The 18,218-nt window shown below is 28.1% G+C and carries 15 protein-coding genes and 2 other annotated features; of the genes, 6 read left to right on the forward strand and 9 right to left on the reverse strand.

The genetic code is table 11. The features are described from left to right. Positions 1–24 precede the first annotated feature (24 nt). Positions 25–317, reverse strand: a sequence feature (16S ribosomal RNA rRNA prediction is too short). Between the two features lie 60 nt (positions 318–377). Next, positions 378–1,225, reverse strand: a sequence feature (16S ribosomal RNA rRNA prediction is too short). A 323-nt stretch (positions 1,226–1,548) separates the two neighbouring features. Next, positions 1,549–2,043 carry a hypothetical protein gene (locus BN8917_RS13205; protein WP_066875105.1) on the reverse strand — a complete coding sequence of 165 codons (495 nt, stop codon included), beginning with the start codon at positions 2,041–2,043 and terminating at the stop codon, positions 1,549–1,551. A 216-nt stretch (positions 2,044–2,259) separates the two neighbouring features. Between BN8917_RS13205 and BN8917_RS13210 the strand changes: the two genes are divergently transcribed. Both BN8917_RS13210 and BN8917_RS13215 read left to right on the forward strand, forming a co-directional pair. Next, positions 2,260–2,937, forward strand: a complete 678-nt coding sequence (locus BN8917_RS13210) for a uracil-DNA glycosylase (protein WP_066875107.1) — start codon at positions 2,260–2,262, stop codon at positions 2,935–2,937. A gap of 139 nt (positions 2,938–3,076) precedes the next feature. Beyond that, positions 3,077–3,676: a hypothetical protein gene (locus BN8917_RS13215; RefSeq protein ID WP_066875109.1), complete on the forward strand. Its 600-nt coding sequence runs from the start codon at positions 3,077–3,079 to the stop codon at positions 3,674–3,676. Between the two features lie 66 nt (positions 3,677–3,742). Here BN8917_RS13215 and BN8917_RS13220 read toward each other — a convergent pair whose 3' ends face one another. Together BN8917_RS13220 and BN8917_RS13225 are read right to left on the reverse strand one after the other, a co-directional pair. Beyond that, positions 3,743–3,967 carry a hypothetical protein gene (locus tag BN8917_RS13220; RefSeq protein WP_066875111.1) on the reverse strand — a complete coding sequence of 75 codons (225 nt, stop codon included), beginning with the start codon at positions 3,965–3,967 and terminating at the stop codon, positions 3,743–3,745. A gap of 154 nt (positions 3,968–4,121) precedes the next feature. Beyond that, positions 4,122–5,186, reverse strand: a complete 1,065-nt coding sequence (locus tag BN8917_RS13225) for a mechanosensitive ion channel family protein (protein WP_066875113.1) — start codon at positions 5,184–5,186, stop codon at positions 4,122–4,124. Between the two features lie 121 nt (positions 5,187–5,307). Here BN8917_RS13225 and BN8917_RS13230 point away from each other — a divergent pair, with 121 nt between their 5' ends. Beyond that, entirely contained in the window at positions 5,308–5,742 is a 435-nt protein-coding gene (locus BN8917_RS13230) for a hypothetical protein (protein ID WP_066875115.1), read from the forward strand. A 34-nt stretch (positions 5,743–5,776) separates the two neighbouring features. Here the strand turns inward: BN8917_RS13230 and BN8917_RS13235 are convergent, their stop codons facing one another. Continuing rightward, positions 5,777–6,718, reverse strand: coding sequence for an LCP family protein (locus BN8917_RS13235; protein WP_066875117.1), 942 nt, complete (start codon positions 6,716–6,718; stop codon positions 5,777–5,779). Positions 6,719–6,916: 198 nt separating this feature from the next. Further along, positions 6,917–7,402 (reverse strand): Rrf2 family transcriptional regulator, encoded by a 486-nt coding sequence (locus BN8917_RS13240; RefSeq protein ID WP_207644773.1) that lies wholly within the window; start codon positions 7,400–7,402, stop codon positions 6,917–6,919. A 470-nt stretch (positions 7,403–7,872) separates the two neighbouring features. On the opposite strand from BN8917_RS13240, the gene BN8917_RS13245 reads away from it, so the two are divergent. Further along, positions 7,873–8,535 carry a DsbA family protein gene (locus tag BN8917_RS13245; protein WP_066875121.1) on the forward strand — a complete coding sequence of 221 codons (663 nt, stop codon included), beginning with the start codon at positions 7,873–7,875 and terminating at the stop codon, positions 8,533–8,535. Positions 8,536–8,707: 172 nt separating this feature from the next. Here BN8917_RS13245 and BN8917_RS13250 read toward each other — a convergent pair whose 3' ends face one another. Continuing rightward, entirely contained in the window at positions 8,708–8,896 is a 189-nt protein-coding gene (locus BN8917_RS13250; protein WP_066875123.1) for a hypothetical protein, read from the reverse strand. Positions 8,897–8,908: 12 nt separating this feature from the next. Next, positions 8,909–9,991: a hypothetical protein gene (locus BN8917_RS13255; protein WP_066875125.1), complete on the reverse strand. Its 1,083-nt coding sequence runs from the start codon at positions 9,989–9,991 to the stop codon at positions 8,909–8,911. A 454-nt stretch (positions 9,992–10,445) separates the two neighbouring features. Here BN8917_RS13255 and BN8917_RS13260 point away from each other — a divergent pair, with 454 nt between their 5' ends. Together BN8917_RS13260 and BN8917_RS13265 are read left to right on the forward strand one after the other, a co-directional pair. Further along, on the forward strand, positions 10,446–11,552 hold the full coding sequence (locus BN8917_RS13260) for a sensor histidine kinase (protein WP_159426753.1): 1,107 nt from the start codon (positions 10,446–10,448) through the stop codon (positions 11,550–11,552). Next, positions 11,545–12,186 (forward strand): response regulator transcription factor, encoded by a 642-nt coding sequence (locus BN8917_RS13265; RefSeq protein WP_066875127.1) that lies wholly within the window; start codon positions 11,545–11,547, stop codon positions 12,184–12,186. Before BN8917_RS13260 ends, BN8917_RS13265 begins: the two co-directional genes overlap by 8 nt. 78 nt (positions 12,187–12,264) lie before the next feature. Here BN8917_RS13265 and BN8917_RS13270 read toward each other — a convergent pair whose 3' ends face one another. Together BN8917_RS13270 and BN8917_RS13275 are read right to left on the reverse strand one after the other, a co-directional pair. Continuing rightward, entirely contained in the window at positions 12,265–15,210 is a 2,946-nt protein-coding gene (locus BN8917_RS13270) for an SH3 domain-containing protein (RefSeq protein ID WP_423243688.1), read from the reverse strand. Between the two features lie 298 nt (positions 15,211–15,508). Continuing rightward, positions 15,509–17,833: an SH3 domain-containing protein gene (locus BN8917_RS13275; RefSeq protein ID WP_066875132.1), complete on the reverse strand. Its 2,325-nt coding sequence runs from the start codon at positions 17,831–17,833 to the stop codon at positions 15,509–15,511. Between the last annotated feature and the right edge of the window lie 385 nt (positions 17,834–18,218).

An 18,218-nucleotide genomic window follows, 5' to 3' on the forward strand; every position in this document is an offset into this window, starting at 1 on the left:
TTGCGTCTCTCTGTACCTGCCATTGTAGCACGTGTGTAGCCCTACACATAAGGGGCATGATGATTTGACGTCGTCCCCACCTTCCTCCTGGTTAACCCAGGCAGTCTCGCTAGAGTGCTCAACTTAATGGTAGCAACTAACAATAGGGGTTGCGCTCGTTGCGGGACTTAACCCAACATCTCACGACACGAGCTGACGACAACCATGCACCACCTGTCACCTTGTCTCCGAAGAGATTTCCCCGATTAAGGGTAATGCAAGGGATGTCAAGTGTAGGTAAGGTTCTTCGCGTTGCTTCGAATTAAACCACATGCTCCGCTGCTTGTGCGGGTCCCCGTCAATTCCTTTGAGTTTTAATCTTGCGACCGTACTCCCCAGGCGGAATACTTAATGCGTTAGCGGCGGCACAGAGGTATCGAAACCCCTACACCTAGTATTCATCGTTTACGGCGTGGACTACCAGGGTATCTAATCCTGTTCGCTCCCCACGCTTTCGAGCCTCAGCGTCAGTTACAGTCCAGAGAGTCGCCTTCGCCACTGGTGTTCTTCCTAATCTCTACGCATTTCACCGCTACACTAGGAATTCCACTCTCCTCTCCTGCACTCTAGATACTCAGTTTGGAATGCAGTACTCGGGTTGAGCCCAAGTATTTCACATCCCACTTAAGTATCCGCCTACGCTCCCTTTACGCCCAATAAATCCGGATAACGCTCGCCACCTACGTATTACCGCGGCTGCTGGCACGTAGTTAGCCGTGGCTTCCTCCTTAGGTACTGTCATTATCATCCCTAAAGACAGAGCTTTACGATCCGAAGACCTTCATCGCTCACGCGGCGTTGCTGCATCAGAGTTTCCTCCATTGTGCAATATTCCCCACTGCTGCCTCCCGTAGGAGTCTGGGCCGTGTCTCAGTCCCAATGTGGCCGATCACCCTCTCAGGTCGGCTACGCATCGTCGTCTTGGTAGGCCGTTACCCCACCAACTAACTAATGCGACGCGGGTCCATCTCATAGCGGATTGCTCCTTTGATTATCAAGTGATGCCACTCGATAATATTATGCGGTATTAATCTTCCTTTCGGAAGGCTATTCCCCTCTATGAGGCAGGTTACCCACGTGTTACTCACCCGTCCGCCGCTAATCCATTTCCCGAAGGAAACTTCATCGCTCGACTTGCATGTGTTAGGCACGCCGCCAGCGTTCATCCTGAGCCAGGATCAAACTCTCAATTTAAAAGTTTAATCTTAAGCTTAAAACATAAAAAGAATTGCTGGTTTACTTAATTTCTTCTGTTTAATTTTCAAAGACCTTTCAAGTTATTGCCGCTAGGCAACTTCTATATCTTATCATCACTTTTCGAACTTGTCAACAACTTTTTAAATTTATTTTTTAGAAGTTGTTTTGTCAGTCATCAGCGACGTGTTTTATCTTACCATAGCTATAACTTTAAAATATTATATATAATCTTATTATATTAATTTATATACAAATTTCTTTATTTTGCTTCTAATTTCATCTTAATATAATTATTGATACACAAGGAAAAGTTTAATTGTTTTTCTCTAATAATTCTTTAATTTCTTTTATCTTTTGTTGTGCAATTTCATATTCCTCTTTTTCATCTTCAATAACTTTTAAATATTCTCTAAGAGATTTTTGATATTCTTTTTTTTCTTCAAATATTTTAGCTCTTTCAAAAGCTTCTCTAGAAGCCTTTATATGATTAAGTTGCTTTCTACAAATTTTTATATCTCTATCTAAATCTTTTAATTTTGAATATTCATCTAGTTTAAATATTCCATCTTCAATTGAAATTTTATTATTTTCAACGTTGTATACAGTTCTATAAATATCTTTTTTAAACTCTTTTAATATTTCATCTCTTTCTCTAATACATAATTCATCATATTGTTTAAATGATTCACTTAAATTATTTTTTTCAATATTTATTTTAATTGTTTCAATACTAGGAGCTTGTTTAACAAGAACACAATTGTTTGAAATAATTAATAACATTGGTATTAAAGCTTTATATATTTTCATTAAACTACCCCCCTTTTTGATTTTAATGATGTTTTTGTTTGACTCTTCTACTAAATATATAACCCTAAGATTAAATTTTTTTCATATTTTTTCTCTTTCTATATTATCTTGCCCTAAACAGTAGGTTTTTTGCCTTGAAATGTTTAGTAAATTTGTTTATTGCAAATACTTTTATATATAATAATTTTATAACTTAATATAAAGGGAGGATTTTCTATGGCAGTTGAATTTAGAAATGACTGGAATGAATTATTAGAAAATGAATTTAAAAAAGATTATTATCAAAACCTTAGAAATTTTTTAAAAAAGGAATATTCTACTCAAACTATATATCCTAATATGCATGATATTTTTAATGCACTTCACTACACTTCTTATAAAGATGTAAAGGTTGTTATTTTAGGTCAAGATCCTTATCATGGAGAAGGTCAATCTCATGGACTTAGCTTTTCTGTTAAACCTGGAGTAAAAATACCACCTTCTTTAAGAAATATATATAAAGAATTAAATTCTGATCTTGGTTGTTTTATTCCTAACAATGGATATTTAGAAAGCTGGGCAAAACAAGGTGTTCTACTTCTTAATACAGCATTAACAGTTAGAGCTGGAGCTGCTAATTCACATAAAGGTAAAGGTTGGGAAATTTTCACTGATGAAATAATAAAACTTTTAAATGATAGAGAAAAACCTATTGTTTTCATATTATGGGGAGCAAATGCTATATCTAAAGAAAAATTAATAACTAATGAAAATCATTATATTATTAAATCTGTTCACCCTAGTCCTCTTTCTGCTTCTAGAGGATTCTTTGGTTCTAAGCCATTTTCTAAGACAAATAATTTCTTAAAGTCTATTGGAGAACAAGAAATAGATTGGCAAATTCCAAATATCTAGTTACTAAACATAAGTTTTTAAAAGTATTGTTTTTTTATCATATTACCTATCTAAATTAAATATATATTTATTGTAATGAACATTCTTTTTTTTAAAGAATATAGTAATTATATATTTCAATTTTAAAGAGGTAATTTATATGAGATATGAAGAAGATAATCCTTATTACTTAAATCGTAACTCTCAGAAGAAATATAATTCAAATTTTGATTATATGAATAGAAATACTGGTTGTGCTTCATGTGAAAATAATTCTATTGATCCTGATGATAATATGATGGTGCCTGTATCAGGATATACAAATGATGCTCGTCCTATTCGTCCACATATGATGCATCCTATGAATCAACACATGATGCACCCACAAATGTGGCATAATCAAATGTGGCATAAAAATATGATGCCTCCACATATGATGCATCATCCTCACGTGTGGAACAATAATATGTGGTGGTGGAATAATAAATGGAATAATAATATGTGGTGGAATAATGGTTTTGCTCCTATCGTTCCATTACCAGCACCAATAAACCCACTAGTAGGGTCATATTTTGCTGAAGGTATGCCAGATGATGACGATGATGAAGATGAAGCTGTATTTAATCCTGTAGGAGATATGAATATTGGTATGCGTCTTGGTATGGATGATAATATGATAAATAGCCAAAATCTTTCTTATAGTTCTGCTTTTATATCAACTCCTATTGTTTCTAGAAAAGCATCTGAACTATTTGATTAAACATATCATATTAAAAAATGCTATCTCTTTTTTAGGGATAGCATTTTTTCTTTGATTATCTATTATTTAGATTTTTTTTGAAGCCTTAACTAATACTTTTTGTGTATTTCGAATTCTATTATAATATGATTTTATTACTGAAAAAGTAACAGCAGCTACGCCTCCTAGGGCAAATCCTATATGCGTTAAGTTAAATATTGCTCCTACTAAAAGTCCAATACTTAAACCTACTACTAAACTTTTTGATAAACTTTTCATTTCTTTATCTGTAAACAATAATTTATCTAACATAATAAATCCTCCTAGAATTCATACAATAATTTTATAAGCTAAAAGAATGATGGATGTTAGCTTTATAAAATCCTCAAAAATTTGTTAAATTACTTAATAACTTTATTATACGCCCCAAAACTTACGAACAAATTACAAAAAACTTAATTGAAAATTAACGTTTTATATCATCAATACTAAATATACTATTATTCATTTTTATTCCCTTTTCTTCTAGTATAATCAGAGTTTTTAGATTTATTTCTTGTTTTAAATTTTCATATTGTAAAAAGTCTGTTATTTCTGTATAAAAATATACAAATATAACAAAGCTACAACTCATTATTTCATTAAATTTAACTACTACTAAATCCTTATTCACACCATCTGTATTCCTTATCATAGTCTCCATTATATAAACAAACTCACTAATTTCTGAGCTTTTTGTATTTATATCTAAATTTAATTTAAAACAAACTCTCCAACTTTCTCTTTTACTTAGATTTATAATATTATTATTTGTTAGTTTTGAATTAGGTACAGTTACTATTGAATTTGAAAATGTTCTTATTCTAGTACTTCTAAATGTTATTCCCTCAACTATTCCTTCTACACTATCTGTTTCTATCCAATCTCCAATTCCAAATGATTTATCTAAAACTATCATCATTCCACCAAACAGATTTGCACACGTATCTTGAGCTGCTAATGCAACAACTATACCACTAACTCCAAGTCCTGTTAAAAAGCCTGTAAGTCCAAACTCATGAGCTATTATACTTATTGCTGCTATAATTATAATCATTCTAATTATTATCGCTACAAATGGAAATACAACTCCATTTTCTTTTGAATTCTCATCTCTAGGTTTTGAGGATAAAAGCGAATTTTCTAATGTTAAGTTATATGTAAATATACATATTGTAATTACTAATAAAATTTTTAAATATTTTGTGCTTGATAACATCTCACTTGGCATTGTATCTATATTTATATATCTTAAAGAAACATATATACCTATTCCAAAGACAAATAATTTAATTGGTTGTTGTAGAGCCTTTATTAATTTATCATCTATTACATTATCTGTTTTTTTTACTATCTTAAATATAAATTTTAATAATTTATCTACTACTATTTTATCTATGAAAAAAAATCCTAGCATTATAAGAGCAACTATTAAAATTTGATTAATTGATAACTTAACTAAATTATTAAAAAATACTTGTAAATCTTGCACTTAAATGACCTTCCTATTTTTTTACTTTATATTATTAGTTCCCTATTTACTCAAAATTAGTTATTATCATAATATTTTTTAAATATACTTGTACAAAAAATATTATTAGGAGGTATTTTTATTGGCTATTTTTTTATTTATCTTATCAATAGCATTCCTATGCGCTGCAGTTTGTTCTTTTCTTTATTTTGATACTAAACTTAGAGAACTTCGTAGACAGTATCGTTTACTTAATAATCAATATAATGCACTTAAACAGAAAGCTAGCTTAACTTCTGAAATAAAATCTAAAAATGACTTTAAAATAAAGTATGTTACTCCATCTTTTATATCTGGTATAACTAAGCCAAATATAAATATTTTTATTAGTCCAATAGATGAATATCCAATATCTACTTTAAAAGAGCCTGTAGATATAAAAATCCTTGAAGAATGTGTTATTGCAAATAATATATGGCTTTATGTAGATTTAGAAACTGAAAATAATATAAATTCTAGAGCTTGGATAGAAAAAAAGAACTTCTCTTTCTTAAAGGATAGAGTTCAAATAATATAAAAATAGCTGTATCAATTGATACAGCTATTTTAGTTTATTTATATGCTACTTTTTCATTTTTAAAGATATATTTTTGCATATCTTCCTTAGCTTTATTTAAATCATATTGTAAGTAATAGATTCCATTTATAGTTGTTCCTTTGCCTTCACCATCTCTAGGGAATCTTTCTTGTTCAAGTCCTGAACTTATTGTTTTATAAAAATCTGTTCCTACTGAAAGAAGTTCTGATGATCCCATATTTGATGTTACATGTGGTAAAAAGCTACTAATTAGCTTTGGATAATCACTAAGTTCTGTATATCTAAAGCTTTCATATATAGATTGAATTATATTTCTTTGTCTTTGAGTTCTTTGATAGTCTCCACCTTTAGCATATCTAATTCTTGCATATGCTAAAGCTTGATCTCCTGTTAATGTATGAACTCCATTAGAATTAATTCCAGGTATTTTTGATACCTCTTCCTCTGTAATTTTAAGTTGTACCCCACCTAATGAATCTATTATTGCTCCTAGAGATTCAAAGTTAACAGTTATAAACTTATTTATATTAAGACCAAAGTTTTCATTTATAGTTTTAATCGCAAGTTCTGGTCCCCCAAAAGCATAAGCATGATTTATCTTGTCCATCCCTTTTCCTGGTATATTTACATATGAATCTCTCATTATTGATGTAATTTTCATTTTTTTATTAAGCTGATCTAAAGTTAAAATCATTATGGAATCTGAACGTCCCTTATCAGTTTTACTATCTACTCCAAATAAAGCTATGTTTTGTATTTTACTAACGTCCCCCATAGCTGATACGTCTGTCATACCTAGATTTTCTTCTTTTATATCTACCTTATTTATTTTTGATAATAATGAAGATACATATAATCCCCCACTTAAAATAGCAACTAATAAAATGAAAAATACACTTATTATAGCTAATTTTTTCTTACTCATTTTTTTAGTTTTCTGTCTAATTTTAATCATCCCCCTATTGATAAATATAACTCACTAAATATTATTTATATTTAATTATATCAAGATGATGTGTAATTTTATATAAAAATTATCTTTTTTTACCATATCTTAATAAAAACATTGTCGTTTTATAGGTTATATTTAAGAATATAAAAAATAAATGCATAATTTACTAAGTTAAAACTTTAGAAATCATGCATAATATTCTTAGGATTCCTTTAATATCTCATCATTTATTAATGAATTCATTAATTTTAGATTTTGTGTTAAGCATATATTATCCATTTTTAAATTTAAACTAGAAAGAGTTTCTCTTTTTAATACCTCTTTCCAAGAATTTTCTGCCTCACACATTAATTTTTCTAATACACATACCTTATCTTTTACTTCTTCATTTCCAATGATTTGTTCAAAAATTCCCTGATTACGATAAAGAGATTCTACTCCTTCTACTGCTACATATACATCATAAACTGTAATATCACTAGCATCTTTAGCAAGTGAAAATCCCCCTTTAATTCCTGGAACTGAATGTATAAGTCCTGCTTGGACAAGCTTTCTCATTAATTTTTTTAAATAAGAAGGTGATACTCCAAGACATTTACTTAAACATTCAGCTGATATAGTTGTTTTTTTTGGTATACGAGCTAAAATTACTAAAGTATACACTCCTTGTTCAACCCATGATTTCATCTGCATTTTTATCTACTGCCATTAAAAATCTTATTTAAATAAAACTTTTAGCAGTTTCACCTCACTTCCATATCTTTATTATATTAATATAAATATCTTTATTTTTTAATAATCTCTATTATGTATAATCTTTATCCATTTTTAATATAGATTACTATAAGCTAGGGTGTCAATAGTGTACAGTAAGTTAAATTCTTACTCAAAATCAGAATACTTGACATATAAATTCATTTCATGTATATTAGAGATAACACTTATCCACGTTGTCATTAATATTTATTATCATTATTTGATTTTAGATATTAATGTTCCTAAAATTATAAAATTATTTTCTTATTAGTATAATAAAAAAATAATTCATATCAATTAAGGCTTTAATAATTTTTATTATTAAAGTCTTAAATTATATATAAACTAATCAGAGTTACTAATCTATGTTCTCTTGATTTTCAATAAGAAGGTGATAACAATTGAAAAAATATAAAATAATTTATGTTTATGATGCTCTATGTTCTTGGTGTTATGGTTTTGATAACATAATAACTAAGTTATATGAAGAAAATAAAGATAAATTTGATTTTGAAATTATAAGCGGTGGAATGTTTACTGGACCAGCTATTAGTCCAATTCAAGATATTTCTACTGGTAAAGATTTTAGATCAATGTATAAACGTATAACTGATATGTCTGGAGCAAATTTTACAGAGAAATATTTAACTGGATTATTTGAAGAACAAAACTATCTAGTAAACTCAGAGCTTCCAGCATACGCATTTAGTGTATTTAAATCATATCCTGTATCAAAAGATAGAGAATTTGAATTTGTTAACTTAATTCAATCACTTATTTTTACAGAAGGTATGAATCCTAATAATGATGAAATATATATTGAAATAGCTAAACATTTTAATATTAATGAAAAAGAATTCTTAGCTAAAATGGCTCAAGATGATTTTAAGTATGAAGCTAGACAAGATTTTGATACTGCTAAAATACTACAAGTTTCATCATTTCCTCAGGTACTAATAGAAGTTGCAGAAAATAATTTCTATTTAGTAGCTAAGGGATTTACTGAGCTAGATATAATTGAGCAAAGACTTAAAAATATCATAGCAGAAGTAGAACAAAAATAATTAAATAAAAAATTCTAAAATATAATTAATCTATAAAAAATTAACTATAAAATATTCCTAAATTTAAATATATTTATATAACCTATTTAAATATAAATATTTACAAACAAAATTAAACTATATATACAAGAAACCTATGCAAATTTAATTGCATAGGTTCTTTACTTTTTATTTATCTATCTTCTAATATAAATGCCTTCTTTAATTTTAATTTATCTATATCACTATAAATAGTATCCTCTTTCCCATTATTTAAATTCTTCATAGACTTATGCAAAATTTTTGTTATCTTCATTCCAAGTTCTTTAGTTAAAACCTCTACCTGCTCCTTATCTATTTTTATATTTTCTATATCCCTCAAGAAATTCTCCCCCTATTTTTTAAATTCACTTTTTATTTCTTTTATGATATCATATTTTAATTCATTAAATAGACTATCTAACTTTTCCTCTATCTTCTTATTTATCATCTGCTCTACTTTTACATCTATCTCAAAATCTACTTTTCCTTTTTCATCTATATTTTTTTCATATATAATTTCATCATCATCACCATCATAAACAGTAAAGCTTGCTTCTATAAAAACCTCTTCATTATACTTATTGTTATATAATATCTCTTTCTCCTCGGTCTCAAGCTTTTTACTTTCTTTAATTCTTAGATTTTTTTTATTAATAAGCTTATCAAGCGTATCAGAAATTAAATCATGTATTTTTTCTCTAAGTTTATCATCATCTCTAGAATATATATTTAAAAGCTCATTTATCATACTATCTTCTAAAAATAGTATATCTTGTTTATCTAAAGCATTATCATTTAAATCTTTTATCATATTTACATATACCAAAATAGTATTATTAGCTAACTCTTTTTTTAAATCTATATCAACTACTTGAGATTTAATAAAATTCTCCTTACCGTATAAAAGATTATTACAAATATACTTAACTATAGCTTTCCACTCATTTAAATCCAAATCATAATTATTACTATTAATTACAGAAAAACTTTCCTTTATCTCCACTCTACTAAGAAATCTTTCTTTTACATCATAAAAAAACTTACTCTCTACAAATTCTACATCAGTAAAGATAATTACGTTAAATCTATTTCGTTCATTTAAATAATTAACATTAGCTATCTCTGTTATATCTAATTTATTATTTAAAACAGATTCACAATTTATTATAAAATCAAAGCTATCTAACTCTATTAAATCCTTTTCATAATCCTTTAAAAATTTTTTATCTGTTTCTAAATAAGATAAATCAATTTCTGAATCTTCTATATTAACTTTATTTATTAAAATATTAGTACCATCTAAATTTTTATAACAAATACCAAATAAATTTTTAAGAACTGATTTAATATCTGCTTTAAGTCCTCTTATTAAAATTTTAGCTTTATTTTTATCATCTTTTGATTTAAGTATTTCTTTTAAAACTTTAAAATCCATAATCTCACCTCTAAAATATCGCCCTTTACCTAATTATACCAATTATTAAGTTAAATCACATTAACTTTATTACTTTTTTTTATTACTTTGATAACACTACTTATTAAAGTATTTAGCTTATAATAAACTGAAGATTAAAAAATTTATTATTAAATCTCAATTTTATAAATAAGCCTATTACATAAATAAAAGAACTGAAAGAAATTCTAAAATAGTAATTGAAATGATATAAAGATATTTTAAACTTATACTTAAAATAATAAATTTAATATTCTAAGTACTTTTTATAACTTAAAATAAATTATAAAAAACTTTCTTATATAACTTAGACTATTAATTAAATTTATCAAAAAAGAAATTTTATAATTAAAATCACAAGGTTAAAATGGTTATACAGATGAAATTCAATTCTTCCAAAGAAAAATTTAGATTTAAATATATACTAGTAGTCTTAATGCTTTTCGATACTCTTAAAGGATCAAATAATAGTATTAAGGCTATGGTTGTATTATTTATGTTCTTAATATTAGTTAATGATTTAATTAGAGATTTAATAAAAAATAGAATAGTAAAACTTATCTCATTTAGTATTAGTTTATTAACAGCAGCATCCTTATTTCCTTTTAGCTCAAGCTTTATAACTATATATTTATATGCAACTTTAGTAGAGGCTATATTTATTAATAAAGGTTTTGATAAATACTATTTATTAATCTTAAATTTAATAACATTTAATGCATATAATTTTTATAATAGTTTATCTGAACCTAATTTAATAAGTTTTCTTGATAAATTCAGCTCTACTTTTATCCCTTATAGTGCTACTGCAATAATATTACTCTTAGTTGTAGCTAGAAGAAAAGAAAGAAAAACTATCAGAGAACTTAATAGTGAGCTTATTGAACAAAATACAAAACTTCAAGAGTATTCTAGAAAAGTGGAACAATTAACTCTTGTAAATGAAAGAAATAGAGTTGCTCAAGATTTGCATGATTCACTTGGTCATCATCTTATGGCATTATCTATGCACCTTAATATTCTAGAAAAAACTATTGATAAATCTCCTGATAAATCTAAAGAAATTTTAGTGAAAAGTCAGAAGATTGTTTCTGATAGTATAGCAGAACTTAGAAATACTGTTTATGAATTAAAAGAAAATAAAGAAGATACAAGTTTTCTTATTGCAATAAAAGAACTTACAGATAATTTATCAACTTTAAATACAATTGAATTTAAAACTGAAGTAACACCTGAAATAGAGGACTATTCTCCTTTTATAAAAGATATTTTATATAAAACTATAAAAGAAGCTTTAACTAATGGTGTAAAGCATGGAAAAGCTAAAAAATTTGAAATACTTATCTCAATAAAGGATAGTAATATAAATCTTATTATAAAAAATAATGGAGTTTCTCCTGATAATATCGTTAAATCTAATGGTTTGAAAGGTATTGAAGAAAGGTTTAAACTTATTAATGGAAAAGTTAATTTTGAAATTTTACACCCAGGCTTTAGTATAAATGCTATTATCCCTGTAAGAAAGGAACAAACAAATGATTAATGTAATTCTTATAGATGATCAACAAATTATAAGAGAAGGACTTAAAATGTTACTATCTCTTGATGATGATATAAATATAGTTGCTGAAGGTACAGATGGTTCAGAAGCATTAGAACTAATAGAAAAGTATAGTCCAGATGTATTACTTATGGATATAAGAATGCCTATAATGAATGGTGTTGAAGCAACTAAACTTATAAAAGAGAAATATCCTGATATAAAAATACTTATACTAACTACTTTTAATGATAATGATTATATATTTGATTCACTTAAAAATGGAGCAAATGGTTATTTATTAAAAGATGCTGGCTCAGATGAGATTATAGATGCTATAAAAAATGTTTATAAAGGAAACTTATTAATCCATGCTAATATAGCAAATAAGTTAACTCAAGTTTTAAATAATAGCAATAATAATAAAGTAAACCAGAAAGAAATATCTATAGATCTTAATATTCTTACTCCTCGTGAAAAAGAAGTCGCAAATTTAGTAGCTAAAGGTTTTAATAATAAAGAAATCTGCTCTACTCTTTATCTTTCAGAGGGTACAGTAAAAAATTATGTTACTAGAATATTAGATAAACTTGAACTAAAGAGTAGAACAGAACTTGCTATCTTAATTTCAAAATAATTAAATCATAGTTTTTAAAATAACTTATTAATAAAAAGACTGCCTCTTCTCTGAGACAGTCTACTTTTTTTTATTTTTTTATGATAAACCTGTTGTATATTCAGCATCTATCCAACCTGTTTGACCATTATATTGAACTTGATACCATCCATTAACTTGTCCAATTACATTTACTGTAGTATCATCATCTAAACATACTATTGTTCCACTATAGATTGATGGTCCATTATTCATCCATAATCCTATTGGTGATACTACTGTTGTTTGTCCTATTATTTGTGAAGAACTATTTGAATTTAAAGCTGTTGTATATTGTCCATCTATCCAACCTGTTTGTCCATAATACTGTATTTCATACCAACCATTGCTTTCTCCAATTACATTTACTGTAGTATTGTAATTTAAGCATGTACCTGTATTACCACTATAAATTGATGGTCCATTATCTATCCATAATCCTACTGGTGATGTTACTGTTACTTGTCCTAATATTGTATTATTAACTGAAGCTGGTGTTGGTGCTGGTGTAACAGGAGTTGAATTTGAATTTTGGCTTGAATTTGAATTTAATCCTGTTGTATATTCCCCATCTATCCAACCTGTTTGTCCATCATATTGAATTTCATACCAACCATTATTTTCTCCAATTACATTTACAGTTGTATTATCATTTAAACATACTATATTGCCACTATAGATTGATGGTCCATTATTCATCCATAATCCTATTGGTGATGTTACTGTTGTTTGTCCTAATACTGTATTAGTTGTTTTATTTGGAGTTGGAGTTGAATTTGAACTTGAATTTAAAGCTGTTGTATATTCTCCATCTACCCAACCTGTTTGTCCATCATATTGAACTTCATACCATCCATTCTTTTGACCAATTACATTTAAAGTTGTATTATCATTTAAACATACTATATTGCCACTATAGATTGATGGTCCATTATTCATCCATAATCCTATTGGTGATGTTACTGTTATTTGTCCTAATACTTTAGTAGTACTTCCTTTTTGATCTTGTTTTTGTGGAGTACTTCCTTTCTTACTTGGATTTGATGGTTTTTGTTGATTAGCTGCTGGTGTAAATTTAGAATATGGTGTTCCACCTATCCAACCTGTTTGTCCATCATAAGTTACTTTATACCATCCATTTGAACTTTTTTCTGTTGTATGAAGCTTAGTTCCATTAGGTATAATTAATATATTTCCATCATTAACAAATGGTTTTTTATTCATGTATAATCCTGATCCTACTGTAACTTGTACAGTTCCATTAACAGCTGTTGTTGTAAAACTAGTTTTCTTAGCTGGTTTTGGAGCTGGTGCTGGATTTGATTTATTATTTGATTTTAATGCTGTTGTATATTGACCATCTACCCAACCTGTTTGTCCATCATATTGAACTTCGTACCATCCATTCTTTTGTCCAATTACATTTAAAGTTGTATTATCATTTAAACATACTATATTTCCACTAGTTGTTGATGGCCCATTATTCATCCATAATCCTATTGGTGATGTTACTGTTATTTGTCCTAATACTTTAGTAGTACTTCCTTTTTGATCTTGTTTTTGTGGAGTACTTCCTTTCTTACTTGGATTTGATGGTTTTTGTTGATTACTTGCTGGTATAAACTTAGAATATGGTGCTCCACCGATCCATCCTGTTTGACCTTTATAACTTACTTTATACCAACCTGTTGAACTTTTTTCTGTTGTATGAAGTTTAGTTCCATTAGGTATAATTAATATATTTCCATCATTAACAAATGGCTTTTTATTCATATATAATCCAGATCCTGCTGTAATTTGTACAGTTCCATTAACACTTGTTGTTGTAAAAGTCTTATTATTTACTTGTTTTTGTGATGGAGCTTGATTTTGTTGATTTAATCCTGTTGTATATTCTCCATCTATCCAACCTGTTTGTCCATTATATTGAATTTCATACCATCCATTCTTTTGTCCAATTACATTTACTGTAGTATTATAATTTAAGCATACTATATTTCCACTAGTTGTTGATGGCCCGTTATTCATCCATAATCCTATTGGTGATGTTACTGTTACTTGTCCTAAAACCTTAGAATTATTATTTGATGATGTATTTCCAGTTGAACCTGATTGAGAAGGTGTTAATTCATTTGTATCTTCTGCATATATCCATCCATAATTTCCATTGTAATAAACTTTATACCAACCATTATTATTTTGAGCAAATACTTGTAATGTTGTATCATAAGGTATTGTTGTTATAGCACCTGAATCAAATGATGGACTATAATTTAAATCTAATCCTTCAAGTGCAGTAGTAGTTGTAGTTCCTATATAATTAGAACTTCCAGAAATATTTTGGCTTTGTACAACTTTATTATTATTTTCTTGTGCATTTGCTAATACTGTTGTGTATTGTCCATCTACCCAACCTGTTTGTCCATTATAATAAACTTCATACCAACCATTCTTTTGTGCTATAACATTTAATATTATATTATCTCCAATACATTGTAATTGATTACTGTGTATACTTGGTGCACTATTCATCCATAAACCTACTGGTGATTGTACTGCTACTCTACCTATAAACTTTTCACTTGCTGCATTTTGTACTGTTTTGCCTGTATAATTACCTGTATATTTCCAATAGCATGTTGCTTGATATTGATTATTCCATCCATCACTTGCATTTGCTGATTGACCATCTAAATTTCTATTTCTATAACTTTGACCTGAAACATAAGCTTCGTCTCCCATTACATAAGCAATACCTTTTGCTTTATCCTTCCATCCCATAAATAAGAATGTATGATATGGTCCTGCAAAACAGATATCACCCTTTTGAATGTAATTAAAGTCTGTTTCTCTTTGCCATCCATTATTGCCTAAAAACCTTTCTAAATCTAAAGTATATCCTATACTATCTGGTACTGGAACTCCAATGGCTCTTAAAGCAGATGATTGGAAGAATACACATGTATCTTCTGGATTTCCTCCATGAAGTGTTATAGCTTCATCCATAGCTGCATTTTGATTAGCAGGTACACTTTCATATTCATATAATTTCTTATTTAAAGGTGACGCAAATCCATTTGGATTAAAATTAGGATCAGCTGCAAATCCATTATCTTGTTGAGGTATACCTATAAATGCTGTAGTTATTCCAACTTTATACTTAGTAGCATTAGTATTACTGTTAGAGTTAGAATTACTATTGCTATTAGCATTATTGTTATTGTTGTTTTCGTGATTTGAAAGTAATATTACATTTTTAACATTATTATGATTAATATTTTTATGTATATTGGAGTTTGCTGCACTACCAGCTCCANGCTGCTGGTGTAAATTTAGAATATGGTGTTCCACCTATCCAACCTGTTTGTCCATCATAAGTTACTTTATACCATCCATTTGAACTTTTTTCTGTTGTATGAAGCTTAGTTCCATTAGGTATAATTAATATATTTCCATCATTAACAAATGGTTTTTTATTCATGTATAATCCTGATCCTACTGTAACTTGTACAGTTCCATTAACAGCTGTTGTTGTAAAACTAGTTTTCTTAGCTGGTTTTGGAGCTGGTGCTGGATTTGATTTATTATTTGATTTTAATGCTGTTGTATATTGACCATCTACCCAACCTGTTTGTCCATCATATTGAACTTCGTACCATCCATTCTTTTGTCCAATTACATTTAAAGTTGTATTATCATTTAAACATACTATATTTCCACTAGTTGTTGATGGCCCATTATTCATCCATAATCCTATTGGTGATGTTACTGTTATTTGTCCTAATACTTTAGTAGTACTTCCTTTTTGATCTTGTTTTTGTGGAGTACTTCCTTTCTTACTTGGATTTGATGGTTTTTGTTGATTACTTGCTGGTATAAACTTAGAATATGGTGCTCCACCGATCCATCCTGTTTGACCTTTATAACTTACTTTATACCAACCTGTTGAACTTTTTTCTGTTGTATGAAGTTTAGTTCCATTAGGTATAATTAATATATTTCCATCATTAACAAATGGCTTTTTATTCATATATAATCCAGATCCTGCTGTAATTTGTACAGTTCCATTAACACTTGTTGTTGTAAAAGTCTTATTATTTACTTGTTTTTGTGATGGAGCTTGATTTTGTTGATTTAATCCTGTTGTATATTCTCCATCTATCCAACCTGTTTGTCCATTATATTGAATTTCATACCATCCATTCTTTTGTCCAATTACATTTACTGTAGTATTATAATTTAAGCATACTATATTTCCACTAGTTGTTGATGGCCCGTTATTCATCCATAATCCTATTGGTGATGTTACTGTTACTTGTCCTAAAACCTTAGAATTATTATTTGATGATGTATTTCCAGTTGAACCTGATTGAGAAGGTGTTAATTCATTTGTATCTTCTGCATATATCCATCCATAATTTCCATTGTAATAAACTTTATACCAACCATTATTATTTTGAGCAAATACTTGTAATGTTGTATCATAAGGTATTGTTGTTATAGCACCTGAATCAAATGATGGACTATAATTTAAATCTAATCCTTCAAGTGCAGTAGTAGTTGTAGTTCCTATATAATTAGAACTTCCAGAAATATTTTGGCTTTGTACAACTTTATTATTATTTTCTTGTGCATTTGCTAATACTGTTGTGTATTGTCCATCTACCCAACCTGTTTGTCCATTATAATAAACTTCATACCAACCATTCTTTTGTGCTATAACATTTAATATTATATTATCTCCAATACATTGTAATTGATTACTGTGTATACTTGGTGCACTATTCATCCATAAACCTACTGGTGATTGTACTGCTACTCTACCTATAAACTTTTCACTTGCTGCATTTTGTACTGTTTTGCCTGTATAATTACCTGTATATTTCCAATAGCATGTTGCTTGATATTGATTATTCCATCCATCACTTGCATTTGCTGATTGACCATCTAAATTTCTATTTCTATAACTTTGACCTGAAACATAAGCTTCGTCTCCCATTACATAAGCAATACCTTTTGCTTTATCCTTCCATCCCATAAATAAGAATGTATGATATGGTCCTGCAAAACAGATATCACCCTTTTGAATGTAATTAAAGTCTGTTTCTCTTTGCCATCCATTATTGCCTAAAAACCTTTCTAAATCTAAAGTATATCCTATACTATCTGGTACTGGAACTCCAATGGCTCTTAAAGCAGATGATTGGAAGAATACACATGTATCTTCTGGATTTCCTCCATGAAGTGTTATAGCTTCATCCATAGCTGCATTTTGATTAGCAGGTACACTTTCATATTCATATAATTTCTTATTTAAAGGTGACGCAAATCCATTTGGATTAAAATTAGGATCAGCTGCAAATCCATTATCTTGTTGAGGTATACCTATAAATGCTGTAGTTATTCCAACTTTATACTTAGTAGCATTAGTATTACTGTTAGAGTTAGAATTACTATTGCTATTAGCATTATTGTTATTGTTGTTTTCGTGATTTGAAAGTAATATTACATTTTTAACATTATTATGATTAATATTTTTATGTATATTGGAGTTTGCTGCACTACCAGCTCCAACTGTTGCTCCTATAGCTGCTATACTTATTAAACTAGTTAAAAATTTTCTATTCATTGTCCTTTCCTCCGTCTTTTGTAAATCTAAAATTATTATATTTTAAAGCAATTATTTATATCAAATTCCAAAATATATTAAAAAAGTTGCAATTTTCAGTAAATAATAAAATATTTTTTACAAAATAAGAGATTTATTCAACATCCATTTAACAATTAGGCTATATTCTGTATATATTTATCTTTTTCTGTAAAAATACTAAATTTTATAAAAACCAAATTATTTATGTAAATATTTCAAAGTAAATGTTTTATAATTAATAATCTATTACGATTAAATTTCAATTTCTTTTAAAATTAACAAATAAAAATCCTTATATAGAAATATATTCCTAAATTATTCAGTTGAAATATTACGATATTTATTAATTAAATTTTAGATACTC

Origin of the sequence: Clostridium mediterraneense (assembly GCF_900091705.1) — a bacterium.
Taxonomy (GTDB): Bacteria; Bacillota; Clostridia; order Clostridiales; family Clostridiaceae; genus Sarcina; species Sarcina mediterraneense.